This window comes from Microbacterium sp. X-17 (assembly GCF_039615055.1).
In genome coordinates this window covers 304,315-330,384 of record NZ_JBDHNI010000005.1, presented here as the reverse complement: position 1 = coordinate 330,384, position 26,070 = coordinate 304,315, and the positions used below count along the sequence as shown (strand labels likewise).

The following is a 26,070-nucleotide window of genomic DNA, read 5'->3' as shown; positions in this document are numbered from 1 at the left end:
CCCCTCGCGAGAACGCCCTTATGTCATAAACACGCCGTACGAACGTGACACAGGCGCGTTCTCACGGGGAGGTGGACGGGGATCAGGCGGGGGCGGGGGCGACGGCCTTTTCGCGCGAGAGGCGCACGCGCTTGTCGCGCTCCGTGATCTTCTTCTCGCCCTCGCGGAAGAGCGAATAGAGCGGGGCGGCGACGAACAGCGTCGAGTATGCGGCCACGATCGTGCCGACGAAGATCGACAGCGAGATGTCGGTCAGCGTCTGCGCGCCCAGCCAGAACGCACCGATGAAGAGGATGGCGCCGGTCGGGAGGATCGCGACGACGGTCGTGTTGATCGAGCGCACGAGCGTCTGGTTGACGGCGAGGTTCACCGATTCCCCGAACGTTCGCGCGGATCCCTCGCCGTCCTCGGTCGTATTCTCTCGGATCTTGTCGAAGACGACCGTGGTGTCGTACAGCGAATAGGCGAGGACCGTCAGAAAGCCGATCACGGCCGCCGGCGAGATCGCGAAGCCGCACGCGGCGTACACGCCGATCGTGACGATGAGCACGTCGAGGACGCCGACGATCGCGGCCGCGGACATCTTCCACGTGCGGAAGTAGAGCCCGAGGATCACGAACGTGAGCGCGAGGAAGATCGCGAGGCCCCACAGCGACTGCCGGGTGACGTCGTTGCCCCAGCTCGGGCCGATGAAGGAGTTCGTGACCTCGCTCGTCGGCACGTTGTACGCCTGGGCGAGCGCGGCGCTGACCTGCTGGGTCTGCTCGGACGTCATCTGGTCGGTCTGGACGCGCACCGCGTCCGTGCCGACCGTCGTCACCTTCGCCGTCGCGTCCGGGACCACGGAGTGCACCGCGCCCGAGGCGATCGACTGGTCCGGATTGCTGAGCCCGGTCACCGTGAACTGCGATCCGCCGGTGAACTCGATCGAGAACTGGATCGGTCGGAACAGCGGCACGAGCGCCGACCCGACCACGAGGATCGCCGCGATCAGGAACCACAGCCGCCGGCGGCCGATGAACGGGAACGAGACCTTGCCGGTGTAGAGGTCGTTGCCGAGCCGGTTCATAGAGGCCATTACCGCCCGCCTCCCTTCGTCGTGGCATCCACCTTTTCGGTGGTGTCCTCCGCCCCGATTTCGGCGGCGCGCTTGCGCTCCGCGATCGTCTGCCGGCGCTCCGCCTCCCCGCGCGAGCGGGCCGTGCGGCCCTTCGTCGCGGCGACCGGCGCGCGGAACTGCGCCCGTCCTCGGTAGACGGCGCCCAGCGCGTCCGGATCGAGGCCGGACAGCGGATGCCCGGACCCGAAGAACCGTGTGCGGGCGAGCAGCTGCAGCACGGGGTGCGTGAAGATCAGGAAGATCAGGACGTCGATCGCCGTCGTGAGACCCAGCGTGAACGCGAAGCCCTTCACGGTCGCGTCGGCCAGGATGTACAGCACGACCGCGGCCAGGATGTTGATCGACTTCGAGATGTAGATCGTGCGGCGCGCACGGCCCCAGCCGTCCTCGACGGCCGACGTGATCGACTTCCCGTCGCGCAGCTCGTCTCGTATTCGCTCGAAGTACACGATGAACGAGTCGGCGGTGAACCCGATCGACACGATGAGGCCCGCAACACCCGCGAGGGAGAGGCGGAAGCCCATGCGCCACGACAGGATGCACAGCGTCAGGTACGTCAGCACCGCCATGACGGCGAGCGACGCGATGATGACGAAGCCGAGCGCGCGATAGACGATCAAGGAGTACACGGCCACGAGCGCGAGACCGATGAGGCCCGTGATGAGGCCGATCATGAGCTGCTGCGAGCCGAGGGTCGCGGAGATCGTGTCGGAGCTGACGACCGAGAAGCTCAGCGGCAGCGCACCGTACTTCAGCTGGTCGGCGAGGGTCTTGGCGGACTCCTGCGTGAACGAGCCGGAGATCGACGGACGGCCGTCGAGGATCACGCCCTGCATCGCCGGCGCCGAGAGCACCTTGCCGTCGAGGACGAAGGCGAACTGGTTGAGCGGCGACTGCTGGCCGTAGAGTCGCTGGCTGATCTTGCCGAACGTCGTGGTGCCGTCTGCGTCGAACACGAGGTTGACGACCCACTGGCCGTTCTGCTGATTCAGCCCCGAGCTCGCGTCGCTGATCGATGTGCCGTCGAGCTCGACCGGACCGAGGATGTACTTGACGGTCCCGTTCGCGTCACACGTGATGAGCGGCTGGTCGGCCGGCGCCTGCGAGGGGTTGTTCGCCGGGTTCGCGCAGTCGTAGGCGAGGTACTGGGCCTGCAGCGCGGGCGTGATCCAGTTCGTGTCCGAGCCGTTCGTCGGCGCGATCGTCGGCGTCGCCTGCAGGCTCGGGTCGGGCGTCGGGTACGGCGTGGATTTGCCGTCGGAGCCCACGAACGTGTTCGTGCCGGCGGATGTCGCGAGCACGGCGCGGAGCTGGAGCTGCGCGGCCGCCTCGATGCGCTGCCGCGTTTCCTCGTCCGCCTGACCGGGGATCTGGACGACGATGTTCTTGCCGCCCTCGGTGGTCACCTCGGCCTCGCCGACGCCCGAGGCGTCGACGCGCTGGCGGATGATCGTGACCGCCTGGTTCATCTGGTCGGTCGTGGGATCCGACCCGTTCGCCGTCTGCGCCTGCAGGATGATCTGCGTCCCGCCCTGGAGGTCGAGCGCGAGCTGCGGAGTCCAGGTGCTCTGCTGGAAGACGTAGACGCCGAGCGCGTTGATGCCGAAGAGCACCGCGGTGATGACGATGAGTCCGGTCAGCGCGCGCCAGGCACGCCGGACGGGAGACGGTGGGGCCACGGGGGCTCAGCTTTCTCGGGTGGGAGGGACCGCGGCGGTTATGCCTCGGGCTTGTCCTTCTTCTCGGGGTCCGTCTCGTTCTCCTGCTTCGCCGCGGCGCGGCGCTGGTCGTCGCTGATCGAGCTGATCTCGCCGTCTGCGACGCCGTCGACGTACTTCTCCTCCGAGGCCTCGGACTGGATGAAGTCATCCTCCGTGACGAAGCCGCGCGCGGGCTCGACGACCCGCAGGATCGCCTGGCTGTGCACCTTGATGACGACGCCGGGCGCGAGCTGCACCTCGGCGGGCTTGTCGAGGTCGTTGGCGTCGAACGCGATGATCGTGCCGTAGAGACCGCCCTGCAGCAGGACCTCGGCGCCCGGCACCGTCTCGCGCCCCTTCTTCTCCTGCTCCGCCTTCGCGCGCTGGGAGCGGCGACGCGAACTCCACACCAGGAAGATGAGGAGGATCACCATGACGATGATCAGTCCGTAGTTGCCGATGAAACTGCCGAAATCCATGGGGCGTGAAGCCTTTCAGGTGAGGCACGTCGTCATGACGCTGCCGAAGAGGGCGAGGGGGCATACCGCCCCCGAGGGGCCACGTAGCCCTCGGAAATTATAGGTCATCCAGCCTGAGCGCCCCATCGGGGTGGCTGACACCCAGATGGGACCATGCGGCGGGGGTCGCAACGCGTCCGCGCGGTGTCCGGCCCATGAATCCGATGCGCACGAGATAGGGCTCGACGACCGACTCGATCGTGTCGGCTTCCTCCCCCACGGCGACCGCGAGCGTGTTCAGGCCGACCGGACCGCCGCGGTACCGCCGGACGATCACATCGAGGACCGCGCGGTCGAGACGGTCGAGGCCGATCGGGTCGACGTCGTAGAGGTCGAGCGCGGCGTCGACGACGTCCGGCGCCACCCCGCCGCCCGCGTCTCCGGGTCCGTGCACGATGACGTAGTCGCGGACGCGACGCAGGAGCCGGTTCGCGATGCGCGGCGTCCCGCGCGACCGGCGGGCGATCTCCGCGCGCGCGGGGCGGGGCAGCTCGACTCCGAGCATCGCCGCCGAACGCGCCAGCACCTGCTCGAGCTCCTCCGGCTCGTAGAACTCGAGGTGCGCCGTGAAGCCGAACCGATCGCGCAGGGGGTTGGGCAGCAGGCCCGACCGCGTCGTGGCGCCGACGAGCGTGAACGGCGCGAGATCCAGCGGGATGCTGGTGGCTCCGGCGCCCTTCCCGACCATGATGTCGATGCGAAAATCCTCCATCGCGAGGTAGAGCATTTCCTCCGCGGACCGCGCCATCCGGTGGATCTCGTCGATGAACAGCACCTCGCCGGGCGTGAGGCTCGACAGGAGCGCGGCGAGGTCGCCGGCGTGCTGGATCGCGGGGCCGCTGGACAGGCGCAGCGGCCGGCCGCTCTCGTGAGCGACGATCATCGCGAGCGTCGTCTTGCCGAGCCCGGGTGGGCCGGCGAGGAGGATGTGGTCGGCCGGGCGCTGCTGGATGCGGGCGGCGTCGAGCAGGAGCTGGAGCTGCCCCCGCACCTTCTGCTGCCCCACGAACTCCGCGAGCGACGCGGGCCGGAGGGCGCCCTCGATCGCGAGCTCGCTCTCGTCCGGCGCCGGGTCGGTCAGGTCAGCCACCGGCGGGCTCCTTCCGCGCGGGGCCGAGCTGCGCGAGAGCGAGCCGCAGGAGGACCGGGACCGAGGCGTCCGCCGCATCCCCGGCCACCGACTCGGCGGTCTCCGCGGCGACGCGTTCGGACCAGCCGAGGCCGACGAGCGCCTGCACGACCTGCGCGACGATCGTCCCGGCGCGGGCCGGTGCCGCGGTCGTCGGCTCCGCCACCGGCGCGAGCTTGCCGGCCAGCTGCACGACGATGAGCTTCGCGGTCTTGGGCCCGATGCCGGAGACCCGGCGGAACGGCGCGTCGTCCTCGTCGGCGACCGCCTGCGCGATCTGCGCGACCGTCAGCGACGCGAGGACCCCGATCGCGGACTTGGGGCCGACCCCCGCGACCCCGAGCAGCAGCCCGAACGTCGCGAGCTCCTCGCGCGTCTCGAAGCCGACGAGCGAGAGCGAGTCCTCCCGCACGATGAGGCTCGTGTGCAGACGGAGCTCGTCGCCGAGCCGCGCGGAACGCGCGAGCTGGGGCGTCACGCCCACGGCGTAGCCGACGCCGCCGACCTCGACCACGACGGAGTCCGCCTCGACGTGCAGGACCGTGCCGCGCAGGGAGGAGATCATGCGCTCAGCCTAGGTGCGGTATTCGAAGCTGTGTTCGAGCGACACGCGCTCAGCGGCGCGCGAGGCGCTCGGCATCCCGCCAGGCGCGCTGCGCCGGCGTGAGCGCCCCCTCCTCGGGGGTCGCCGCCGTGTGACCGCGCCGCCAGGCGTGGCACAGGGCGAGCGCGAGGGCGTCCGCGGCATCCGCCGGCTCCGGCGCGCGGTCGAGCCGCAGCACCCGGGCGACCATGGCCTGCACCTGGCGCTTGTCGGCGGCGCCATAGCCGGTGATGGCGGCCTTGACCTCGCTGGGGGTGTGCGTCGCCGCCGGGACGCCGTGCTCCGCGGCGATGAGCAGCGCGATGCCGCTCGCCTGCGCCGTTCCCATGACGCTCTGGCGGTTGTGCTGTGCGAACACGCGCTCGACCGCGAGGACGTCCGGTCGGTGTTCGCGGAGGACCTCCCGGATGCCGGCCGCGATCGTCGCGAGCCGGAGGGCGATCGGCTCATCCGGCGCCGACCGCACCACCCCGACGTGCACGAGCGTCGCCCGCCGGTCCGGCAGGACGTCGACGACGCCCACGCCGCAGCGGGTCAGGCCCGGGTCGACCCCGAGGACGCGAAGAGCGGATGCCACTCCCCCACGCTACGCGCCCACCCCCTGGGTCGCCCCGTCGCCGCGCCCACGGGCAGCTCCGGTGTCAGTCGCGCACAGGTCCCCGCCCGGCAGGCTGTGCGCGGTCGACACCGGAAGCGCTCAGTCGTCCTGCTCGAGCTCGGCCTGGACCTCGGGGGTCAGGTCGAAGTTGCTGAAGACGTTCTGCACGTCGTCGCTGTCCTCGAGCGCGTCGATGATGCGGAACACCTTGCGAGCGGTCTCCGCGTCGACCTCGACCTTGAGGTTCGGCACGAACTCGACGTCCGCCGACTCGTAGTCGATCCCGGCGTCCTGCAGGGCGGAGCGCACCTTCACGAGGTCGGTCGCCTCGGTGATGACCTCGAAGCCCTGCGCGTGGGGCTCGACGTCGTCCGCGCCGGCCTCGAGGACCGCGAGCATGACATCCTCCTCGCTCGTCCCCTCGCTTCCAACGACGATGACGCCCTTGCGGGTGAAGTTGTAGGCGACGCTGCCGGGGTCGGCGAGCGTGCCGCCGTTACGGCTCAGCGCCGTGCGGACCTCCGCCGCGGCGCGGTTCTTGTTGTCGGTGAGGCACTCGATCATGAGGGCGACGCCGTTCGGCCCGTAGCCCTCGTACATGATCGAGGTGTACTCGACCGCCTCGCCGCCGATGCCGGCGCCGCGTTTGATGGCGCGATCGATGTTGTCGTTCGGGACCGACGTCTTCTTCGCCTTCTGCACGGCGTCGTACAGCGTCGGGTTCCCCGAGAGGTCGGCGCCGCCCATCTTGGCGGCGACCTCGATGTTCTTGATGAGCTTGGCGAACGACTTGGCACGACGCGCGTCGATGACGGCCTTCTTGTGCTTCGTCGTCGCCCACTTGGAGTGACCGGACATGCACTCCAGTCTACGAAACGGATGCCGCGCGGGAGTGCGGGGCGCTCGTCAGCCGAGGATCTTCCGCAGCGTGCGGAGGTTCCGGGTCGTGGTGCGGGCCTTGTAGGTCGTGCGGGCCGCGATCTTCGCGAACGGCGTGTCCGTGCTCTGGCCCTTCGGCGGATTCCAGTAGACGACGCCGGCGCCGGAGGCCACGGGATCGACGGAGGCGTCGAGGGATGCCGCGGCATCCGCCAGCTCGGCGCGCGTGTGCTCGTCGACGCAGAACACGACGTAGGGCTGGCGGTCGGCATCCGCATCGTCGAACGGGAAGGCGTCGATCGCCGCGGCGAGCTCGTGATGGGCGACGAGGAGGATCCACGCGTCGTAGCCGAAGCGGTCGCGCAGGCCCTTCTCGATCCGGTCCTTCAGGTCCGACCGGGCGCTGAGCTCGTCATCGGACCGGAACGTCGCGTTCCCGCTGGCGAGCACGGTCTTGACCTCGCTCAGGCCGAGGTCGCGCAGCAGTGCGGCCAGGTCCACGCTCCGGATCGTGATGCCGTTGACGTTCACGCCCCGCAGGAGCGCCACCCATTCCGTCACGAGGCCAGGCTACGCGTGCCCCGAGCTGCTCCGGTGTCACCCGCGCACACTCTTATCAGCGCGGGCTATGCGCACGCGACACTGGAGCGGCTCGATTGGCTACGCGGCCGCCCCGCGGACGTGGGCGAGGAACCGCTCGTGGAAGCGTGTCTCGCCGGAGACCTCCGGGTGGAACGATGTGCCGAGGAGGGGGCCCTGCTCGACCGCGACGACCCTGCCGTCGGGCAGCGCGGCGAGCGCGGTCGCCCGATCGCCGACGCGCGTCACCACGGGGGCGCGGATGAAGGCCGCGTGCACGGGGGCGCCGTCGAAGCCGGCGACCTCGAGTTCGGTCTCGAACGACTCGGTCTGACCGCCGAACGCGTTGCGGGCGACGACGACGTCGAGGCCGCCGAATGTCTCCTGGCCCGCGATCGCGCCGGTGATCTCGTCGGCGAGGAGGATGAGCCCGGCGCACGTGCCGTAGGCCGGCATCCCGGATCGGATCGCGGCGCGGATGGGCTCCTGCATCCCGAAGGCGCGCGCGAGCTTGTCGATCACGCTCGACTCCCCACCGGGGAGTACTAACCCGTCGACCGCCGCGAGCTCCTTGGGACGCCGCACGAGTGTGACGTCCGCGCCGAGGCCCGTCAGGACGCGGACGTGCTCGCGGACATCGCCCTGGAGGGCGAGCACGCCGACCCGGGGCCGTGCCGCCACGCGGTTACCAGCCGCGCTCGGCGAGGCGGTGCGGCGCCGCCAGGTCGCCGACGTTGATGCCGACCATGGCCTCGCCGAGGCCGCGGGAGACGTCGGCGAGCACGCGCGGGTCGTCGAAGAACGTGGTCGCCTTCACGATCGCGGCGGCGCGCTGGGCCGGGTTGCCGGACTTGAAGATGCCCGATCCGACGAACACGCCGTCGGCGCCGAGCTGCATCATCATCGCGGCATCCGCGGGGGTCGCGACGCCGCCCGCCGTGAACAGCACGACGGGGAGCGTGCCGGTCTCAGCGATCTCGGCGACGAGCTCGTAGGGCGCCTGCAGCTCCTTGGCGGCGACGTAGAGCTCGTCCTTCGTCATGGAGCGGAGGGCGTTGATCTCGCCGGTGATCTTGCGGATGTGCTTCGTGGCCTCGGACACATCGCCGGTGCCCGCCTCGCCCTTGGAGCGGATCATGGCGGCGCCCTCGTTGATGCGGCGCAGCGCCTCGCCGAGGTTGGTCGCACCGCAGACGAAGGGCACGGTGAAGCGCCACTTGTCGATGTGGTTCACGTAGTCCGCCGGGGAGAGCACCTCGGACTCGTCGATGTAGTCGACGCCGAGCTCCTGCAGCACCTGCGCCTCGACGAAGTGGCCGATGCGGGCCTTCGCCATGACGGGGATGGACACCGAGGCGATGATCTCGTCGATGAGGTCCGGGTCGCTCATGCGGGCGACGCCGCCCTGGGCGCGGATGTCGGCCGGGACGCGCTCGAGGGCCATGACGGCGACGGCGCCGGCGTCCTCGGCGATGCGGGCCTGCTCGGCAGTGACGACGTCCATGATGACGCCGCCCTTCAGCATCTCGGCCAGTCCGCGCTTGACGCGGTCCGAACCGTGTTGAGTGGGCGCAGGGGAAGAAGAGGAGCTATCGGTCACGAAGGACTAGCTTATCGAGGCTGCCGCCAGGTTTCGCCCCCGGGTCAGGCGTGGTGGGGCCAGGCATCCGCGACCGCGTGCCGCACCTCGCCGAGCAGCTGCGGCAGCGCCTTGGTCTTCGCGATGATCGGGAAGAAGTTCGCGTCGGCGGACCACCGCGGCACGATGTGCTGGTGCAGGTGCTCGTCGACACCGGCTCCGGCCACGGCGCCCTGGTTCATCCCGAGGTTGAAGCCGTTGCAGCGCGAGACGTGACGGAGCACGCGCATCGCCTGCTGCGTCAGCTGGCCGATCTCTGCGACCTCCTCGGGCGTGGCGAGGTCGTACGTCGGGATGTGGCGGTACGGGCACACGAGCAGGTGGCCCGAGTTGTACGGGAACAGGTTCAGCAGAACGTATGCCGTGCGCCCGCGCGCAACGATCAGCCCGTCCTCGTCGCTCTTGTGCGGCGCGGCGCAGAACGGGCAGTCCTCACGCAGGGGCTCCGGCCCCGCCTGGATGTACGCCATGCGATGCGGCGTCCACAGGCGCTGGAACTCGTCCGGGACCCCGGGGAGCTCGGCGGCGTCGAGGAGCTCGCGGTCCTCCTCGACGCTCATGCGAACTGCTCCGCCGTGTCCACGAGCGCCTTGCCCTCGATGGCCGCGCCGACGCGGGCGATCGCCTCGTCGACGGGGATGCCGTTGAGCTGGGTGCCGTCGCGGAACCGGAAGGACACCGTGCCTGCAGAGCGGTCCTGCTCCCCCGCGATCAGCAGCAGCGGCACCTTCTGGGTGGTGTGCGTGCGGATCTTCTTCTGCATCCGGTCGTCGCTGTGGTCGACCTCGGCGCGCACGCCCTGCGCGCGCAGCCGGCCGACGACCTCGTCGAGGTAGTCGGCGTACTCGTCGGCGACCGGGATGCCGACGACCTGCACGGGCGAGAGCCAGACCGGGAACGCGCCCGCGTAATGCTCCAGGAGGATCGCGAAGAAGCGCTCGGCCGAGCCGAACAGGGCCCGGTGGATCATGACGGGCCGGTGCTTCTCGCCATCAGCCCCGGTATAGGTGAGGTCGAAGCGTTCGGGCAGGTTGAAGTCGAGCTGCACGGTGGACAGCTGCCACGTACGGCCGAGCGCGTCCTTCGTCTTGAGGTCGATCTTGGGCCCGTAGAAAGCTGCCTCGCCGGCGACCTCGGTGAGCCTCAGGCCGGATGCCTGGGCCACACGACGGAGGGCGTCGGTCGCCGTCGCCCAGTGGGCCTCGTCGCCGATCCACTTCGATTTCTCGTCGTCGCGCATCGAGAGCTCGAGTTCGAACTCGGTCAGCCCGAAGTCGCGGAGCATCGTGAGCACGAAGTCGAGCACCTTCGAGGCCTCGTCCTCGAGCTGCTCGGGGGTCACGAACAGGTGCGAGTCGTCCTGCGTGAAGCCGCGCACGCGAGTGAGGCCGTGCAGCGCGCCGGACAGCTCGTACCGGTAGACCGTCCCGTTCTCGTACAGCCGCATCGGCAGGTCGCGGTAGCTGCGCCCGCGCTCCCGGTAGATGAGGATGTGCATCGGGCAGTTCATCGGCTTCAGGTAGTAGTCGATGCCGGCCTTCGTGATCTCACCGTTCGCGTCGCGCTCCTCGTCGAGGCGGATCGGCGGGAACATCCCCTCCTTGTACGTGACGAGGTGGTTCGACTCGATGAAGAGGTCGCGCTTGGTGATGTGCGGCGTGTAGACGTACGTGTAGCCGCCCTCACGGTGACGGCGCAGTGCGTGCTGCTCCATCTCCTGGCGGATGATGCCGCCCTTCGGATGCCACACCGACAGACCCGAGCCGATCTCGTCCGGGAAGGAGAAGAGGTCGAGTTCCTTGCCGAGCTTGCGGTGGTCGCGCTTGGCGGCCTCCTCGAGGCGCTGCTGGTACGCGCGCAGCTCGTCCTTCGTGGGCCACGCGGTGCCGTAGATGCGTTGGAGCTGCGGGTTCTTCTCGCTCCCCCGCCAGTAGGCGCCGGCGACGCGCGAGAGGGACCAGCCGTTTCCGAGCATTCGGGTCGAGGGGACGTGCGGACCGCGGCAGAGGTCTTTCCAGACCGTCTCGCCGGACTTGGGGTCGACGTTGTCGTAGATCGTCAGCTCGGTGCCGCCGACCTCAACGTCCGCGCCCTCGGCCCCGCCGCCCTTGAGGCCGATGAGCTCGAGCTTGAACGGCTCGTGCGCGAGCTCGGCGCGCGCCTCGTCCTCCGCGACGACGCGGCGGACGAACCGCTGACCCTCGCGGACGATGCGTTGCATCTCCTTGTCGATCGCCTTCAGGTCCTCCGGCGTGAACGGCTCGGTCACCCCGAAGTCGTAGTAGAAGCCGTCGGTGATGGGCGGGCCGATGCCGAGGTTCGCCTGCGGGTTGATGCGCTGCACGGCCTGCGCGAGCACGTGCGCCGCGGAGTGACGCAGGATGCTGAGGCCCTCGGGGCTGTCGATCGTGACCGGCTCGACGGCATCCGTCTCCGTGACGACCGTCGCGAGGTCGCGCAGTTCGCCGTTCACCCGCAGGGCGACGACGGACCGATCGGGGAACAAGGCGAAGCCGTCAACCGGGGAGGAAACCACCCGCCGAGTCTATCGGGGGCCGCCGACGCCCCTCGCGGCGCCGGACCTAGCGGATCTCGTCCTCGTCGTGCCGGGACTGCCGGAGCTCGCGGATGTACTCCTGGTCCTCCGGGCCGAGGCGGAAGTCGCCCGTCGTGTCGTCCCGGACCGGGATGCCTCCGGCACCGACGACCGAGTCGAGCGCTTCGGCATCGAGCGCCGCCTTCGGCTCCTCGGACAGCCAACGCTGGATCTTCTCCGAGGTGCGGTGGAACCAGTGCCCCGACCCCTGCGTCTCGCTCATCCCGCCAGTGTGCGGGGGCGAGGTTACGGAGAGGCGAACGTGGGGCTCGGTGTCGGGCGTGGCCCGGAGGGCGTCGGCGATCGCCTCCTCCGGCCGCGGGGCGATCGTCTCGTCCTCTTCGAGCTCAGGAACGCTCGGCTCCCCCGGCAGCGGGATGTGTTCCGGGGTGTGGTGTTCGTTGCCGGCCATGCCCCGAGACTATGCCGAGATGTCCCTGGCAGACAGCAGAAAACCCCCGGAATTCCGGGGGTTTGGTGGTGGGCGATACTGGGATCGAACCAGTGACCTCTTCCGTGTCAGGGAAGCGCGCTACCGCTGCGCCAATCGCCCATGCGTTTTCCGGTGCAGGACCCGGGAGTGGAGGTGGCGACGGGATTCGAACCCGTGTAAACGGCTTTGCAGGCCGGTGCCTAGCCGCTCGGCCACGCCACCGCGTGTGGTTCGACCCACGTGACGTGATGCTCGCTCCGGTTTCCCGGAAGCGAGCATCCCCGCACTCGAGCGGATGACGAGACTCGAACTCGCGACCCTCACCTTGGCAAGGTGATGCGCTACCAACTGCGCTACATCCGCGTGCTCCCGGCGTTCCGGGCGCTTGAACGACTTTAGCCCATCCCCCGGCCCCCTCCAAACCAGTGACGGCCGTGCGTGTCGCGCCGCCGCGATTCCGTGCGGCCAGGCCGTATCGGGTAACATCGGTGTTCGGCCCTCGCGGGCCTGAGGGCGATTGGCGCAGTTGGTAGCGCGCTTCCTTCACACGGAAGAGGTCGTCGGTTCGAGTCCGGCATCGCCCACCACAGAGGCCCGGAATCACGCTGAGACAGCGGATTCCGGGCCTCTCCCCGTTCTGCGGGTCCGCTCCGCGTACCGCGTGCGCGCCGGTCGCGACATGACACCCCGTAGCGTGGCGTGTGTCAGTGATGCGGAGGGGAACGGCATGAGCAACGGCGAACGAAAGAACATCCTCGTCCTCGGGGGCACCGGCAAGACGGGATCGGCGGTCGTCGAACGCCTGCAGGCGCGCGGGCACGACGTCCGCGTCGGATCCCGCCGCGGCACTCCCCCGTTCTCGTGGGAGGACCCGCAGGGCTGGGATGCGCTGCTCGACGGCATCGAGCGCGTGTACATCGTGCATCCCTTCCCCGCCGGTGACGAGCCCGGCGCGCAGGTGGCGGCGTTCGCCCGCGCCGCGGTCGCGCACGGCGTCGACCGGCTCGTCCTCCTGAGTGCGCATGGGTGGGAGGATGCCGCGACGGTGGCCGAGACGGGCGTCCGGGAGTCCGGTGCCACGTGGACCATCGTCCGGCCGAGCTGGTTCGACCAGAACTTCGAGGACCCGAGCTTCTTCATGGGTTTCCGCGACGCGATCCGGCAGGGTGAGCTGGCGATTCCGTTCGGCCAGGCCCGGTACTGGTTCATCGACACGGGCGATATCGCGGATGTCGTGGTCGCCGCGCTCCTCGACGACGGTCACGCCGGCCAGGCCTACGACCTCACCGGACCGCGCCTCCTGGGGATGGCCGACATCGCGGCCGACCTCACCGCAGCCCTCGGGCGCCCCGTCGTCTACACGCCCGTGACCGGGGCGGAGTATCGGGATCGCGCCCTTGCCGCCGGAGCATCCGCCGAGGAGGCCGACATGCTCGCGTCGATGGAGATGCCCGACGTCGACGAGGCTCCGGCTGGCGGCGTCACGCGGGCCCTCGGCCGCCCGCCGCGCGACTTCGCGGACTACGCGCGGGACGCGGCAGCGCGGGGCGTCTGGGACGCGGCGAGCTAGAGCCGCGGGGCTATCCTCCCGTCATGGCCGACCGTCCGAACAAGCCCGAGTTGCACGTCGACACGGTCGCGGACTGGGAGGCCTGGCTGAGCGCCGACCCCGACCAGGGCGGAGTCCTGCTGCGTCTGCGCAAGAAGGCGTCGGCCCGTCCCGGGATCACGTACGCCGAGGCGCTCGACGTCGCGCTGTGCTTCGGATGGATCGACGGGCAGTCGAAATCCGTGGATGCCGACTACTTCCTGCAGACGTTCACGCCACGGCGACCGCGAAGCATGTGGTCGAAGGTCAACATCGGTCACGTGACACGGCTGATCGAGGCAGGACGGATGCGGCCCGAAGGCCAGCGCGAGATCGACCGCGCCCAGGCGGACGGACGCTGGGACAGCGCGTACCGGCAACGCGACGGTGACCTCCCTGTCGAGCTGCAGGAGGCGCTGGACGCCGACCCCGCGATCGCTGCGGCCTTCGCGGCGCAGTCCGCACAGAACCGGTTCGCGATGGCCTTTCGCGTGGCCAATCTGAAGCGGCCGACGTCGCGGGTGGCGCGCGTCGCGGAGTACGTCGAGATGCTCAAGCGGGGCGAAACCCTGCACTGAGGACGCGTGTAGGGGTCGTGTCGGTGGTCGGTGGCAGGGTTGTCGTATCGGCCATCGGGTGCCCTCTTCCGATCGGTGGTCTGGGTCCTTCGCGTGGTGTGCGTGGGGGGTGGAGACCGGTTCGAGGGGGCAGTGTGAGCGACGCGCAGGTTCGTGGCGTGTTCGGTGGGGTGCCGTCGGAACGCGCGCGTTTGTCCGTGCTGGTGGCGGAGCTGGTCGAGGTGCGTCGCGCGGGGGCGGTGCTGGCGGCGCGGGAGGCGCGGATCCTCGCGGAGGCTGAGCAGATCGCGGAGGCCCAGACGGCGCGGTTGGGGTCGGTGGGTGCGCGGGAGCGGGAGATGCCGCGCCGGTGTGTGGCGGCGGAGCTGGCGGTGGCGGTGCGGGTGAACGACCGGGCCATGCAGGCGGCGATGAACGCCGCGGCGGTGCTGACCGGCTCGTTCCCCGCGACCCTGGCGGCGTTGGAGGCGGGGCGGATTTCTCGTCGGCATGTGGATGCGATCGTGGATGCCGGGTACCGGCTCCCGGGTGAGGCGCGGGCCGCGTTCGAGCGGGTGGTGTTGGACCGGGCGGTGACGCAGACCGCCGCGCGGGTGCGGGTGTTCGCGCGGGAGTTGGCGGAGCGGGTGGACCCTCGTCCGATGACCGAGCGTCACGCGGACGCTGTTGTCTCACGGGTGGTGACGGTGCGGGAGGTGGAGGACGGGATGGCGGAGCTGGTCGCGTTGTTGCCCGCCGCGGTCGCGTTCGGGATCCACGACCGTCTCACCCGGCAGGCGAAACGGATCCGCCTGGTCGCCCGCACCACCACCGCAGACGTGAATACGGAAGGGCGTGACCCGGAGGCGGGTGGCTCAGACGGGGTTGTGCGGGATGTGCGGTCGTTGGATCAGGTTCGGGCGGACGTGTTCGCCGACATGCTGCTGACCGGTGCGCCGGCGATCGATCCGACCGGGGATGTCGAGCCGGGCGGGTTGGGGGCGATCCGCGCCCAGGTGCAGGTCACCGTCCCGGTCACGACCCTGGCGGGGACGACCGGGTCGGGGGCGATGGTGGAGGGGCGGGCGCCGATCGATCCGGACACGGCACGCCGGTTCGCGGGCGGGTGCGGCGGCTGGGATCGGGTCATGGTCCACCCGGTGTCCGGGGTGGTGTTGGCCGTGGACCGGTACCGGCCCAGCGAAGACCTGAAACGCAGCCTCCGCGCCCGGGACCGGCACTGCCGGTTCCCCGGATGCCGGATCCCCGCCCGACGGTGCGACCTCGACCACACCCACGACCACGCCCACGGCGGGGCGACCGCGCTGTGCAACCTGGCCTGCTTCTGCAAACGCCATCACACCCTGAAACACGCGACCGACTGGACCGTCCGCCGACTCGGCGACGGCACCCTGGAATGGACCAGCCCCACGGGCCGCAGCTACCGCGACGACCCACCCGCACCCGTCGTCTTCGTACCCGACGCCGACCCGCCCCCGTTCTGAGGGGTCGGGTCTGAGGGGTGGGGAGTGTGTCAGGAGTGCGTCAGCGCCACAAGGCGTGAGATGGCCCGGAGGTACTTCTTCCGGTATCCGCCGGAGAGCATGTCCTCGGGGAACACGCCGTCGAGCGGCTGACCCGTCGCGCGGATGGGCACCTGCGCGTCGTAGGCGCGGTCGACGAACGCGACGAAGCGGAGCGCGGCGGACTGGTCCGTGAAGGGGACGACGTCGCGCAGCCCGATGGTCGAAATGCCGTCGATGAGTCGGATGTAGCGCGACGGATGCACCGCGGCGAGGTGATCGACGAGCCCGGTGAACGCGTCATCGGATGCCCCGGCGCCGCCGGCCGCGATCGCGGCGGCATAGTCCTCGGCATCGAGCACCCGGGCGCGGCCGTCGATCGCGCGCTGACGATAGTCCGTGCCGTCGATCCGAAGGGTCGTGAAGCTGTCGGCCATCGCGTGGATCTCCCGCAGGAAGTCCTGCGCGGCGAACCGGCCCTCCCCCAGCGCGTTCGGCGGGGTGTTCGAGGTGGCGGCGAGCCGCGTCCCCGAGGTCACGAGTTCGCCGAGCAGCCGCGTCATCACCATCGTGTCGCCCGGATCGTCGAGCTCGAACTCGTCGATGCACAGCAGGTCCGCGCCCCGGAAGAGGTCGACCGCGCCGCGATAGCCCAGCGCGCCGACCACGGCGGTGTACTCGATGAAGGACCCGAAGTACTTCCGGCGAGCCGGCATCACGTGATACGTCGCCGCGAGGAGGTGGGTCTTGCCGACGCCGAATCCACCGTCGAGGTATACGCCCGGCTTCATGGGCTCGATCCGGGGCGCACGGCGGAACAGGCCGCGCCGCTCCACGGGCGCCGGGCCCCCGGCGAAGGTCTGCAGGGTCTGCTTCGCCTCCTGTTGCGACGGGTAGGCGGCATCCGCGCGGTACGAGTCGAACGTGGCATCCGCGAACTGCGGCGGTGGAACGAGGGAGGCCACCATCTCCGCCCCGCTCATCTGAGGCGTCCGGTCGACGAGATGAAGCTGAGTGGTGGAGGGCAGCGAAGACAAGATGGGTTCCTGTGTCAATTCGTGACGGCGACGGGACGCGGCGCCCCCACCGGAACTAGGGTCGAAGACGGGCGCAGTCCACCCTACGCCGTCCCGCACGACGAGAATTCCCCTGCACGACGAGAGTTCCGAAGGAGTCCTCATGACCGTCGAGTTCGACAACGGATCGCCGAAGTTCGGCGCATACGCCCACCCCGGCCGCCTCGTCACCGCCGACTGGCTGCAGGAGCGCCTCGGGCAGCCCGGGCTCGTCGTCGTGGAGTCCGATGAGGACGTGCTGCTGTACGAGACGGGCCACATCCCCGGCGCCGTCAAGGTCGACTGGCACACCGAGCTCAACGACCCGGTCGTGCGCGACTACGTCGACGGCGAGGGCTTCGCCGCGCTCCTCAGCCGCAAGGGCATCTCGCGCGACGACACGATCGTGATCTACGGCGACAAGAACAACTGGTGGGCCGCCTACGCCCTGTGGGTGTTCTCGCTCTTCGGCCACGAGGACGTCCGCCTCCTCGACGGCGGACGCGACCGCTGGATCGCCGACGGTCGTCCGATCACCACCGACCTCCCGACGCGCGCGGCGACGGACTACCCCGTCGTCGAGCGGGACGACTCGACGCTGCGCGCCTACCGCGACGACGTGCTCGCGCACCTCGGCAACCCCCTCATCGACGTGCGCTCCCCCGAGGAGTACACCGGCGAGCGCACCTCGGCCCCCGCGTACCCGGAGGAGGGCGCGCTCCGCGCCGGCCACATCCCCAGCGCGCAGAGCGTCCCGTGGGCGCGGGCCGTGGCGGAGGACGGCACGTTCAAGCCGCGCCCGGAGCTCGAGGCCATCTACCTCGGCGAGGCCGGGCTGAAGCCCGGCGACCGGGTCGTCGCGTACTGCCGGATCGGCGAGCGCTCGAGCCACACGTGGTTCGTGCTCGCACACCTTCTCGGCTTCGAGAACGTCCGCAACTACGACGGCTCGTGGACCGAGTGGGGCAGCTCCGTGCGCGTCCCGATCGTGACGGGCGCCGAGCCGGGCGCGGTCCCGGCCTGACCGCGACGGCACCCCTCGCCGGGTGGGAGAATGACGGGATGACGTCCACCGGCCTTCCCACCGCGCTCGCGGAGACGCGCGACGAGTTCCTGGAGCTCCCGGAAGCCGACCGGCTGCAGCTCTTGCTGGAGTACTCGCGCGAACTGCCGCCGATGCCGCCCGAGCTCGAGGGGCACGAGGAGCTCTGCGAGCGCGTCACGGAGTGCCAGTCGCCGGTGTATATCTTCGTCGACGTGGATGCCGACAGCGTCGTGCACATGCACGCGACGGCGCCCCAGGAGGCGCCCACGACGCGCGGATTCGCGAGCATCCTCGCCCAGGGCCTCTCCGGCCTCTCCGCGGCGGATGCCCTGGCCGTGCCCGACGACTACCCCCAGTCGATCGGGCTCACGCGCGTCGTCTCCCCCCTGCGGATCGCCGGGATGACGGGGATGCTGCTGCGCGCCAAGCGGCAGATCCGCGCGAAGCAGAGCTGACGTGCTCCGCGTCCCGGGGACGGCCGGCGCGTTCGACCCGCGGACCGAGGACGGCCGTGCCTGGCTCCACGAGGCGTACGCGCTCCCTGACCCGGAGTACGTGCGGCTCAACATGATCACGAGCCTCACGGGATCCGCGGCGGGCTCCGACGGGACCAGCGAGACCCTGACGAGCGCCGACGACCGCGCGATCCTCGGCGTCATCCGCGCCCAGGCCGACGTCGTGCTGGTCGGCGCGCAGACGGTCCGCGCCGAGGGCTACGTCGTCCCGCGGACGGCCCGGCTCGCGATCGTGACCGCGACCGGCGTGCTCGACGGCCACCGGCTCACGCTGGACGCCCCCGCGGATCGCGCCCGCGTGCTGATCCTCTCGCCCGCCGATCGTGCCGACGCGGTGCGCGATGCGGTGGCGCCCCTCGGCCTCCGGGTCGTACCCGTGCCGGTGCCTGTGCCGAACCCTGGGGCGAGCGAGGGCCGCCCGACACCGGCCGCCCTCGTTCAGGCGCTCCGTGCCGAGGGCCTCCCCCGCATCGTCTGCGAGGGCGGACCCGGTCTCGCGTCGCAGTTCGTGGCGGCGGGCGCGATCGACGAGTACTGCGTCACGGTGGCCCCGGTCATCGGCCCGATCGCCCGGCCGTTCGTCGACGTGGATGCCGCGCACGTCCCGCGCACGCGCGTCGTCGGCCAGCTCACCGACGACGCCGGCTTCACCTATCTGCGTCTACGGCCTGCGCGATGAAGCCGTGGTCGCCGACCCAGGTGCGGATCCGCGTGCTCCAGCGCTCCTCGTCGTAGTTCCACAGCTTCGTGTGGCGGGCGACCTCGAACACGTCCAGCTCGACGAGATCCGGCCGCGCCTCGGCGAGGGCGTGGGATGCCGTCGACGGCACGAACCCGTCGTCGTCGCTGTGGAGGATCAGCATGGGCGCTTGGAGCTCGTCCGCGCGGGCCACGACGTCGAGCCGGTCGAACGGGATCGGCGCGCCGCTCCCGACCAGGGCGCTCCCCCATCCCGAGCCCAGCATGTCGATCGCGAGGTCGCGGACCGTGCCGGGGATGTGCGAGAGCTGGGCCTGGTAGTCGAGGACCACGCGCCAGTCGACGACCGGCGAGTCCAGGATCACGCCGACGACGTGGTCGCGATGCGCCGAGTTCAGCGCGACCTGCAGCGCGATCGCGCCGCCCATCGACCAGCCCATGAGGAGGATGCGGCGCGCTCCGCGACGCCGCGCGAACGCGATCGCCGCGTCCACGTCGCGCCATTCGGTCGCGCCGAGGCCGTACGTGCCCGTGCGGCTGCGCGGGGCCTCGCCGTCGTTGCGGTAGGAGACGACGAGCGTCGTGATCCCGAGGCCATGGAACACGGGCACCGCGCGCAGGCATTCCGCACGCGCCGCGCCGCGACCATGTACCTGGATGCACCAGAGGTCGTTCGCGTCGTCGCCCGCGGCCTCGGCGGGGAAGAGCCAGCCGGGGCACGGACCCACGGGCGAGCCGATGAGCTCCGACGTGTACGGCAGGTGCAGCTGCTCGGGCCGGTCGTAGTACCAGCCGCTGAACGCGCTGTCCGCGGCGATCCGGGCGCCCGAGCCGACGTGCGTGAGGAGCTTCCGGGTGACGGTGTCGGACGTCTCGCCGAGCACCGCGCCGAGCTTGACGTACGACTCGCTTCCGGCGGTGAACAGGCCGTACCGGCCCGGCAGTTCGCTGTCCGGCGTCCGCGTCAGGGTGATCGTCTGCGACGCGGTGTCGAGGGCGGCGATCCGCGTGTCGGCACGCCGCGAGGCGGGCGTGACGACGACCTTCGCCGTGCGCAGCGCCGCGAAGCCCAGCGCCGTCATGACCGCCGCGAACACCGCGGTGATGACGAACAACAGCAGACGGATGCCGCCGGCCAGCGTGCTTCGAGGGCCGCCGATGGCCGCGGCGCGCCTGGATGCCATCATCGACCGATCACTTTAGTCTGTCGGCGTGGACGGTACCCCCTTCGCCGCCGCGTCGCCCTTCGATCACGCGGAGGCGGACGTGCGCGCCACCGACTTCCGGGCCGATCTGCGGGTGCGCGAGATCCCCGCGCCGACCGGCCTCGCCCCGCAGGCGCTCGCCCTCGCGGCGGACGTGCGTCCCGACGGCGACGACGAGGAGTCCCGCTACGGCACCGGCCGCTTCGTGCTCCTCTACGACCCCGAGGAGCCGACCCCCTGGAACGGCCCGTGGCGGGTCATCTCGTTCGCGCAGGCGCCCCTGGAGCGCGAGATCGGCTCGGATCCCCTGGTGGCGGATGTCGCGTGGTCGTGGCTGATCGACGCCCTCGACTCCCGCGGCGCGGTCTACCACTCCGCGTCGGGCACCGCGACGACGACCCTCTCGAAGGGCTTCGGGGGCCTCGCCGACGAGGGCGACGGCGCCCAGGTCGAGCTCCGCGCCTCCTGGTCCCCGACCGGACGCCTGGGCGCCCACGTCGAGGCCTGGGCTGAGCTCGTCTGCATGTTCGCGGGTCTCCCGCCGGGGTCCGACGGCGCGCCCGTCCTGCATAGGAACGGAGCATCCGGTGGCTGAGGGAGCATCCGGCGCGGTCCCGGAGGCATCCGGCGCGGCCGCCGAATACACAGTCCTCGCCTCGCTTGCCGAGGCGATCGCAGCGGCCGAGTCGCTGGCGGCGGGCACCGGACCGGTCGCCGTCGACGTCGAGCGCGCCTCCGGCTTCCGCTACTCCCAGCGCGCCTACCTCGTGCAGCTGTACCGGCGCGACGGCGGGCTCTTCCTGCTCGACCCGCCGGCGATCGGGGACTTCTCGGCGATCCAGGCCGCGATCGCGGATGCCGAGTGGGTCTTCCACGCCGCCAGCCAGGACCTGCCGTCCCTCCGCGAGCTCGGCCTCGAGCCGGCCCGCGTGTTCGACACCGAGCTCGCCGCGCGCCTCCTCGGCCACGAGCGTGTCGGCCTCGGCGCCGTCGTCGAGCGGACGCTGGGCGTGACCCTCGCGAAGGCGCACTCCGCAGCCGACTGGTCGACCCGGCCGCTGCCGCAGGCCTGGCTGGAGTACGCGGCTCTCGACGTCGCGCATCTGCTGGACGTGCGGGACGCGCTCGCCGACGAGCTCGTCGCGCAGGGGAAGACCGAGATCGCCGCACAGGAGTTCGACGCGGTGCGCGTGCGCGTCCCCAAGCCGTCCCGTGAGGAGCCGTGGCGCCGCCTGAGCGGGCTCCATGCGCTTCGTGGCCGGACCGCGCTGGCGGTCGCCCGCGAGCTGTGGACCGCGCGCGAGGAGTTCGCCCGCGAGCAGGACATCGCGCCCGGGCGACTGGTCCCCGATCGCTCGCTGGTCGCGGCGATCCAGGCCGATCCTCGCTCCAAGGGGCAGCTCGCGGCGGTGAGCGCCTTCACCGGCCGTGCCAGCCGGTCGGAGCTCGACCGGTGGTGGGCCGCGATCGAGCGCGGGCGCGCGGCGACGGATCTCCCCTCGCCGCGGGGTCCGGGCGAGTCCCTGCCGCCCGTGCGGGCGTGGCCGGACCGCAACCCGGCGGCCGACGCGCGGCTCAAGCTCGCCCGTCCGCGGGTCGAGGAACGGGCGACCGAGCTCACGATGCCGACCGAGAACCTCCTGACGCCCGAGCTCCTCCGCCGCGTCGCGTGGGCTCCGCCGGAGCCGACGACGCCCGAGTCGATCGCCGTGAGCCTCGCCGAGGGCGGCGCACGGGCCTGGCAGATTGAGTACACTGCACACATCATCGCCACGGCTTTTGTCGAATCCGCACAGGAACCCGAGGCAGCTCCGGAAACGGCGTCGTAGGAAAGGGCGCACCGATTCGGGGTGCCCGGATCGATTGTCTAGCCTGGACCCATACCCGACTTTTGGAGGCAGAGCGCCGTGGCTTCGGACGTCTACTTCATCGATGGAATGCGCACCCCGTTCGGTCGCGCCGGCGAGAAGGGCATGTACTGGAACACCCGTGCCGACGACCTCGCCGTGAAGGCGATCATCGGAGTGCTGGAGCGGAATCCGCAGGTTCCGACGGACCGGATCGACGACGTCGCGATCGCGGCGACCACGCAGACGGGTGACCAGGGCCTGACGCTCGGCCGGTCGGCCGCGATCCTCGCGGGTCTGCCGCTGACGGTGCCGGGCTTCGCCATCGACCGCATGTGCGCGGGCGCCATGACGAGCGTGACCACCCTGGGCGCCTCGATCGGCGTCGGGATGTACGACCTCGCTCTCGCGGGCGGCGTCGAGCACATGGGACACCACCCGATCGGCTCCGACTGGGATCCGAACCCCCGCTTCGTCGCGGAGAAGCTCGTCGACCCCGGCGCGCTCAACATGGGCGTGACCGCCGAGCGCATCTTCGACCGCTTCCCGCACCTGACGAAGGAGCGCAGCGACCGGTACGGGATGCTGAGCCAGCACAAGGTCGAGGCGGCCTATCAGGCGGGCAAGATCCAGCCCGACCTCGTGTCCGTCGCCATCAAGGACGCGAGCGGTGCGTGGGGCCTCGCGACCGAGGACGAGGGGCGTCGCCCGCAGACGACGATGGAGGGTCTCGCGACCCTCAAGACGCCGTTCCGCCCGCACGGCCGCGTCACCGCGGGCACCTCGTCGCCGCTCACCGACGGCGCGACGATGAGCCTGCTCGCCGGCGGGGACGCCGTGAAGGAGTTCGGCCTGCAGCCGAAGATGAAGCTCGTCTCGTTCGCGTTCGCCGGCGTCGAGCCGGAGGTCATGGGGATCGGTCCGATCCCCTCGACCGAGAAGGCGCTGCGCAAGGCGGGCCTGACGATCGACGACATCGGGCTGTTCGAGCTCAACGAGGCCTTCGCGATCCAGGTGATCTCGCTCCTCGACCACTTCGGCATCGAGGACGACGACCCCCGGGTCAACCCGTGGGGCGGCGCGATCGCGGTCGGTCACCCGCTCGCGGCATCCGGCGTGCGTCTCATGATCCAGCTCGCGGCGCAGTTCGCGGAGCGCCCCGACGTGCAGTACGGCCTGACGGCGATGTGCGTCGGGCTCGGCCAGGGTGGCTCGGTCATCTGGGAGAACCCGTTCTACGACGGCAAGAACAAGCGGTAAGGGAAAGAGACGCCATGACGAACTACGACGCCATCGACTTCTCCCCCCTCGACAACCTCAGCGACGACGAGGTCGTCACGCACTCGCACACCCGTGACGTGCGTCTCCCCTCGGGGCGCACGCTCGCGCTCATCACGCTCGACAACGGCCGCGACTACAAGCGCCCCAACACGCTGGGTCCGGGCACGCTCACCGAGCTCGGCGCCACGCTGGACGCTCTCGCCGCCCGCGCGGCGGCGAGGGAGATCGACGCGGTCGCGATCACCGGCAAGCAGTACGTCCTGGCCGCCGGCGCCGACCTCAGCGAGGTCTCGGCGGTGCCGAGCATCGAGGCCGCGCGCCTCGTCGCGCAGCGCGGGCACCAGGTGCTCGGCCGGCTGTCCGAGCTCGGCGTCCCCTCGTTCGCGTTTGTGAACGGGCTCGCGCTCGGCGGCGGCCTGGAGATCGCGTTGAACGCGACGTACCGGACGCTCGACTCCTCGGCCGCGGCGATCGCCCTGCCCGAGGTGTTCCTCGGCCTCATCCCGGGCTGGGGTGGCGCGTACCTGCTGCCGAACCTGATCGGCATCGAGAACGCGCTCGAGGTCGTCATCTCCAACCCGCTGCGTCAGAACCGGATGCTCAAGCCCGAGCAGGCCGCCGACCTCGGCATCGTCGACGCGATGTTCGGCGCCGCGAACTTCCTCGAGGACTCGCTGCGCTGGGCCGACGGCGTCCTCGGCGGCACGGTCACCGTCGAGCGGAAGAACGAGCCGGGTCGCGTCGAGCGGCTCACGAAGTGGCCGCTCGCGATCCGCGCGGCCCGCGCCACGCTCGAGAGCCGGATCGGCACGGTGCCCCGCTCCCCCTACGTCGCGCTCGACCTTCTCGACAAGGCGAAGGGCGGCACGAAGGAGGAGGGCTTCGCCCGCGAGGATGACGCTCTCGCCGAGCTCGTCGCCGGCGACCAGTTCGCGGCATCCATGTACGCGTTCGACCTCGTGCAGAAGCGCGCGAAGCGGCCCGTCGGCGCCCCCGACAAGGCGCTCGCGAAGAAGGTCGCCAAGGTCGGGATCATCGGCGCGGGACTCATGGCGAGCCAGTTCGCGCTGCTGTTCGTCCGCCGGCTGCAGGTGCCCGTCCTCATCACGGACCTCGACCAGGCCCGCGTCGACAAGGGCCTCGCCTACATCCGCGACGAGATCGGCAAGCTGGCCGACAAGGGCCGGATCGACGCCGACACCGCCAACCGCCTGCGCGCCCTCATCCACGGGACGACCGACAAGAGCGAGTACGCGGACTGCGACTTCGTGATCGAGGCCGTCTTCGAGGAGGTCGGCGTCAAGCAGCAGGTGTTCGGCGAGATCGAGAAGATCATCGCGGAGGACGCGATCCTCGCGACCAACACCTCCTCGCTGTCGGTCGAGGAGATCGGCGAGAAGCTCGCCCACCCGGAGCGGCTCGTCGGCTTCCACTTCTTCAACCCGGTGGCCGTCATGCCGCTCATCGAGATCGTGAAGACGCCCTCGACGACGGATGCCGCCCTGTCGACGGCGTTCGTCGTGGCGAAGGACCTCGGCAAGAACGCGATCCTCACGGCCGACGCCCCCGGCTTCGTCGTGAACCGGCTCCTCGCGAAGGTCATGGGCGAGGCGGCCCGCGGCGTCTACGAGGGCACGCCCCTCCTCACGGTCGAGAAGGCGTTCGCTCCGCTCGGGCTGCCGATGACGCCGTTCCAGCTCATCGACCTCGTCGGCTGGAAGGTCGCAGCCCACGTGCAGGACACGATGACGCACGCGTTCCCCGACCGCTTCTTCACCTCGGCGAACCTCCACGAGCTGGCCGAGCTGCCGAAGGTCGTCGAGAAGGACAAGAGCGGCCACGTCACGGGCTGGACCAAGGATGCCGAGAAGGTGCTGAAGGGCGCCGTCGGCTCGACGCCGTCAAGCGAGGCGGAGATCCTGCGCCGCGTGCAGGACGGACTCGCGCAGGAGATCCGGATCATGCTCGACGAGGGCGTGGTCCCCGAGGTCGAGGACATCGACCTCGGCCTCATCCTCGGCGCGGGCTGGCCCTTCATCGACGGCGGCGCCTCGGCCTACCTCGACCGTGAGGGCGCGTCCGACCGCGTGTTCGGCGACACATTCCACCACCCGGTCATCCGCGGGGTGGGCGCGGGCGTGGCGGCGGGCGCAGCCGGCTAGGACGCGCGGCCCGCGCGCCAGTACCCGCAGAACGTGACGTTCGCCTTGGCGACGCCGCGGTCGTTGACGAGGTGCCGGCGCGCGCCGGTCGCGAGGGCGGACTCCCCCACGGCGAACGCGTAGACGGAGGTCGACGGGAACTCCAGCGCCCGCAGGGCGGGGAGCGCCGCCGACCCCGGAGCCTCGGCCGGAGACCGCTCGAGCCAGTGCAGTTCGACACCTGCGGGGCGTTCGAGGTCCTGCCGGTCGGCGGCGTCGAACAGCTCGATGAACGCATGGCCGGTCGCGTCCCCCGGGAGATCGCGGAGGATGCCGGCGACCGCGGGCAGACCGCTCTCGTCGGCCACGAGCAGCAGCCAGTCGGCGGGGACCGGCTTCCAGCCCCGGCCCTGGTCGATGAAGGCGACCTCGACGCCGGGGTCGACGGATGCGGCCCACGGCCCCGCGACGCCCTCGGTGCCGTGCACGACGAAGTCGACGTCGAGCTCGACGGGGTCCGGCCGGAAGGCGCGGACCGTGTAGTTCCGGATGACCGGCCGCGTGCCGCGCGGCAGCGTGAGGTAGCGCAGGTAGCCGCCGACGCCGAACTTCTCCGGGAGGTTGTCGAGCCGGGCCTGGTCGTGCGCGGGCACCGCGAGACGGAACCGCTGGTCGAAGCCCTGGTACTCGAACGCCGCGAGGTCGCCGCCGCCGAACGTGACGCGCACGACGTGCGGGGAGATCCGTTCGCTCCGCACGACCGAGGTGCGCACCAGCCCCGACGGCGCGTGGGTGATCGTGATGTTGCTCATGCGACAC

At 70.8% G+C, this 26,070-nt stretch carries 26 protein-coding genes and 4 tRNA genes; 11 read left to right on the top strand and 19 right to left on the bottom strand.

Annotated features, from left to right (window positions below):
- Nucleotides 1-82: 82 nt before the first annotated feature.
- From secF to ABCS02_RS24420, 16 genes are all read right to left on the bottom strand, one after another.
- Nucleotides 83-1,078: a protein translocase subunit SecF gene (secF, locus tag ABCS02_RS24495; RefSeq protein WP_345838308.1), complete on the bottom strand. Its 996-nt coding sequence runs from the start codon at nt 1,076-1,078 to the stop codon at nt 83-85.
- Complete coding sequence (secD, locus tag ABCS02_RS24490; protein WP_345838307.1) at nt 1,078-2,799, bottom strand: protein translocase subunit SecD; 1,722 nt, start codon at nt 2,797-2,799, stop codon at nt 1,078-1,080. Before secD ends, secF begins: the two co-directional genes overlap by 1 nt.
- Nucleotides 2,800-2,837: 38 nt before the next feature.
- Nucleotides 2,838-3,299: a preprotein translocase subunit YajC gene (locus ABCS02_RS24485; protein ID WP_345838306.1), complete on the bottom strand. Its 462-nt coding sequence runs from the start codon at nt 3,297-3,299 to the stop codon at nt 2,838-2,840.
- Between the two features lie 97 nt (nt 3,300-3,396).
- Nucleotides 3,397-4,428 carry a Holliday junction branch migration DNA helicase RuvB gene (gene ruvB, locus ABCS02_RS24480; protein ID WP_345838305.1) on the bottom strand — a complete coding sequence of 344 codons (1,032 nt, stop codon included), beginning with the start codon at nt 4,426-4,428 and terminating at the stop codon, nt 3,397-3,399.
- Entirely contained in the window at nt 4,421-5,032 is a 612-nt protein-coding gene (gene ruvA / locus ABCS02_RS24475; protein WP_345838304.1) for a Holliday junction branch migration protein RuvA, read from the bottom strand. The genes ruvB and ruvA overlap by 8 nt, the downstream gene beginning before the upstream one ends.
- 49 nt (nt 5,033-5,081) lie before the next feature.
- Nucleotides 5,082-5,648 (bottom strand): crossover junction endodeoxyribonuclease RuvC, encoded by a 567-nt coding sequence (gene ruvC, locus ABCS02_RS24470; protein WP_345838303.1) that lies wholly within the window; start codon nt 5,646-5,648, stop codon nt 5,082-5,084.
- A gap of 120 nt (nt 5,649-5,768) precedes the next feature.
- Complete coding sequence (locus tag ABCS02_RS24465) at nt 5,769-6,527, bottom strand: YebC/PmpR family DNA-binding transcriptional regulator (RefSeq protein ID WP_345838302.1); 759 nt, start codon at nt 6,525-6,527, stop codon at nt 5,769-5,771.
- 48 nt (nt 6,528-6,575) lie between these two features.
- Nucleotides 6,576-7,109 (bottom strand): DUF1697 domain-containing protein, encoded by a 534-nt coding sequence (locus tag ABCS02_RS24460; protein WP_345838301.1) that lies wholly within the window; start codon nt 7,107-7,109, stop codon nt 6,576-6,578.
- 99 nt (nt 7,110-7,208) lie between these two features.
- Complete coding sequence (pdxT, locus tag ABCS02_RS24455) at nt 7,209-7,808, bottom strand: pyridoxal 5'-phosphate synthase glutaminase subunit PdxT (protein ID WP_345838300.1); 600 nt, start codon at nt 7,806-7,808, stop codon at nt 7,209-7,211.
- A gap of 4 nt (nt 7,809-7,812) precedes the next feature.
- Nucleotides 7,813-8,727 (bottom strand): pyridoxal 5'-phosphate synthase lyase subunit PdxS, encoded by a 915-nt coding sequence (gene pdxS, locus ABCS02_RS24450; RefSeq protein WP_345838299.1) that lies wholly within the window; start codon nt 8,725-8,727, stop codon nt 7,813-7,815.
- A gap of 44 nt (nt 8,728-8,771) precedes the next feature.
- Nucleotides 8,772-9,326 (bottom strand): HIT domain-containing protein, encoded by a 555-nt coding sequence (locus ABCS02_RS24445; protein ID WP_345838298.1) that lies wholly within the window; start codon nt 9,324-9,326, stop codon nt 8,772-8,774.
- Nucleotides 9,323-11,302: a threonine--tRNA ligase gene (gene thrS, locus ABCS02_RS24440; RefSeq protein ID WP_345838297.1), complete on the bottom strand. Its 1,980-nt coding sequence runs from the start codon at nt 11,300-11,302 to the stop codon at nt 9,323-9,325. The genes ABCS02_RS24445 and thrS overlap by 4 nt, the downstream gene beginning before the upstream one ends.
- Nucleotides 11,303-11,348: 46 nt before the next feature.
- Nucleotides 11,349-11,774 carry a hypothetical protein gene (locus ABCS02_RS24435; protein WP_345838296.1) on the bottom strand — a complete coding sequence of 142 codons (426 nt, stop codon included), beginning with the start codon at nt 11,772-11,774 and terminating at the stop codon, nt 11,349-11,351.
- Nucleotides 11,775-11,840: 66 nt separating this feature from the next.
- Nucleotides 11,841-11,915, bottom strand: a tRNA-Val gene (locus tag ABCS02_RS24430).
- Between the two features lie 28 nt (nt 11,916-11,943).
- Nucleotides 11,944-12,017, bottom strand: a tRNA-Cys gene (locus tag ABCS02_RS24425).
- 68 nt (nt 12,018-12,085) lie between these two features.
- Nucleotides 12,086-12,158, bottom strand: a tRNA-Gly gene (locus ABCS02_RS24420).
- Between the two features lie 148 nt (nt 12,159-12,306).
- Between ABCS02_RS24420 and ABCS02_RS24415 the strand changes: the two genes are divergently transcribed.
- The 4 genes from ABCS02_RS24415 (at nt 12,307) to ABCS02_RS24400 (ending at nt 15,445) form a co-directional block, all read left to right on the top strand.
- Nucleotides 12,307-12,382: transfer RNA gene (locus ABCS02_RS24415), tRNA-Val, on the top strand.
- A gap of 140 nt (nt 12,383-12,522) precedes the next feature.
- Nucleotides 12,523-13,365 (top strand): NAD(P)H-binding protein, encoded by an 843-nt coding sequence (locus tag ABCS02_RS24410; protein ID WP_345838295.1) that lies wholly within the window; start codon nt 12,523-12,525, stop codon nt 13,363-13,365.
- Nucleotides 13,366-13,388: 23 nt separating this feature from the next.
- Entirely contained in the window at nt 13,389-13,961 is a 573-nt protein-coding gene (locus ABCS02_RS24405; RefSeq protein WP_345838294.1) for a YdeI/OmpD-associated family protein, read from the top strand.
- 134 nt (nt 13,962-14,095) lie between these two features.
- A complete protein-coding gene (locus ABCS02_RS24400) occupies nt 14,096-15,445 on the top strand; it encodes a DUF222 domain-containing protein (RefSeq protein WP_345838293.1) in 1,350 nt (449 codons plus the stop codon).
- A 29-nt stretch (nt 15,446-15,474) separates the two neighbouring features.
- Here ABCS02_RS24400 and zapE read toward each other — a convergent pair whose 3' ends face one another.
- Nucleotides 15,475-16,446: a cell division protein ZapE gene (zapE, locus tag ABCS02_RS24395; protein ID WP_345838292.1), complete on the bottom strand. Its 972-nt coding sequence runs from the start codon at nt 16,444-16,446 to the stop codon at nt 15,475-15,477.
- A 196-nt stretch (nt 16,447-16,642) separates the two neighbouring features.
- Between zapE and ABCS02_RS24390 the strand changes: the two genes are divergently transcribed.
- From ABCS02_RS24390 to ABCS02_RS24380, 3 genes are read left to right on the top strand one after another with little or no spacing between them, the layout of a single operon-like run.
- Complete coding sequence (locus ABCS02_RS24390; protein ID WP_345838291.1) at nt 16,643-17,542, top strand: sulfurtransferase; 900 nt, start codon at nt 16,643-16,645, stop codon at nt 17,540-17,542.
- 38 nt (nt 17,543-17,580) lie between these two features.
- A complete protein-coding gene (locus ABCS02_RS24385) occupies nt 17,581-18,018 on the top strand; it encodes a SufE family protein (protein ID WP_345838290.1) in 438 nt (145 codons plus the stop codon).
- A gap of 1 nt (nt 18,019) precedes the next feature.
- Nucleotides 18,020-18,757 carry a dihydrofolate reductase family protein gene (locus ABCS02_RS24380; RefSeq protein ID WP_345838289.1) on the top strand — a complete coding sequence of 246 codons (738 nt, stop codon included), beginning with the start codon at nt 18,020-18,022 and terminating at the stop codon, nt 18,755-18,757.
- Here ABCS02_RS24380 and ABCS02_RS24375 read toward each other — a convergent pair.
- Nucleotides 18,726-19,964, bottom strand: coding sequence for an alpha/beta fold hydrolase (locus ABCS02_RS24375; protein WP_345838288.1), 1,239 nt, complete (start codon nt 19,962-19,964; stop codon nt 18,726-18,728). The genes ABCS02_RS24380 and ABCS02_RS24375 overlap by 32 nt on opposite strands.
- Nucleotides 19,965-19,989: 25 nt before the next feature.
- On the opposite strand from ABCS02_RS24375, the gene ABCS02_RS24370 reads away from it, so the two are divergent.
- The 4 genes from ABCS02_RS24370 to ABCS02_RS24355 all read left to right on the top strand — a co-directional run bounded on the left by ABCS02_RS24370 (nt 19,990) and on the right by ABCS02_RS24355 (nt 25,272).
- Nucleotides 19,990-20,577 carry a DUF3000 family protein gene (locus tag ABCS02_RS24370; RefSeq protein ID WP_345838287.1) on the top strand — a complete coding sequence of 196 codons (588 nt, stop codon included), beginning with the start codon at nt 19,990-19,992 and terminating at the stop codon, nt 20,575-20,577.
- Between the two features lie 76 nt (nt 20,578-20,653).
- On the top strand, nt 20,654-21,811 hold the full coding sequence (locus tag ABCS02_RS24365; protein ID WP_345838596.1) for a ribonuclease D: 1,158 nt from the start codon (nt 20,654-20,656) through the stop codon (nt 21,809-21,811).
- Between the two features lie 78 nt (nt 21,812-21,889).
- Nucleotides 21,890-23,089, top strand: a complete 1,200-nt coding sequence (locus ABCS02_RS24360) for a thiolase family protein (protein ID WP_345838286.1) — start codon at nt 21,890-21,892, stop codon at nt 23,087-23,089.
- A gap of 14 nt (nt 23,090-23,103) precedes the next feature.
- The gene (locus tag ABCS02_RS24355; protein ID WP_345838285.1) at nt 23,104-25,272 is read left to right on the top strand and encodes a 3-hydroxyacyl-CoA dehydrogenase NAD-binding domain-containing protein; all 2,169 of its coding nucleotides are present in this window, start codon (nt 23,104-23,106) and stop codon (nt 25,270-25,272) included.
- Here the strand turns inward: ABCS02_RS24355 and ABCS02_RS24350 are convergent.
- On the bottom strand, nt 25,269-26,063 hold the full coding sequence (locus tag ABCS02_RS24350) for a siderophore-interacting protein (protein ID WP_345838284.1): 795 nt from the start codon (nt 26,061-26,063) through the stop codon (nt 25,269-25,271). The genes ABCS02_RS24355 and ABCS02_RS24350 overlap by 4 nt on opposite strands.
- Nucleotides 26,064-26,070 lie beyond the last annotated feature (7 nt).